The 565-nt window shown below is 42.7% G+C and carries 1 protein-coding gene; it reads right to left on the bottom strand.

Annotation, left to right across the window (positions count from 1 at the left end; translation table 11 throughout):
* Window positions 1-157: 157 nt before the first annotated feature.
* The gene (locus R8O10_RS26730) at window positions 158-538 is read right to left on the bottom strand and encodes an Hpt domain-containing protein (RefSeq protein WP_025533201.1); all 381 of its coding nucleotides are present in this window, start codon (window positions 536-538) and stop codon (window positions 158-160) included.
* Between the last annotated feature and the right edge of the window lie 27 nt (window positions 539-565).

Raw genomic sequence — 565 nt, 5'->3', positions numbered from 1 at the left:
GAGAAAAGTTATAGTTAAGTATTAGCACAGGGCAGGGATATTGCGAAAATTCTTTACTTTTTAATTGATTAAGCGCGGTATGAATTTGAAAAGATGAAGACCAAATCGCACTTTGATAAGTGCGATGGTTCATATGGTTTTGCGGGTTTTCTTCTTGTTACTCAAAGCCTTGAGCCTTGCGCAGGTTGAGCGCTTCAAACGAACGTTCAGCCAGTAAAGGCAATGCGGCACACAGCTCCAATGCTTGTTGGGTTTTACCTTCGACACAATGTTTCTCGATGCTTCTGGCTTGACGAGATAATGGGCGATTGCCTAATGCCAGTGCAGAACTGCCAAGTGTATGGACTTCAAACTCGAGTTTTTCTAGGTCATGCTCACCCAACGCCCGCTCAATTTTTTGCATCCGTTCACGAGACTCTTCGATATAGTGTTCAATTAACGTGGGAATGATCTCCGCGCAGGTGTCTTTAATCATTTGCTGGAGAATGAGCTCATCAACCAACTCTTGTTCAATGTGTTGTGTAGTATTGGAATTCATAATAAGCGCTCCCTATAACATAAACAG

This window comes from Vibrio sp. 1727 (assembly GCF_033344415.1).
Classification (GTDB): Bacteria; Pseudomonadota; Gammaproteobacteria; order Enterobacterales; family Vibrionaceae; genus Vibrio; species Vibrio alginolyticus.
This window is presented reverse-complemented; position numbering and strand designations above follow the sequence as displayed.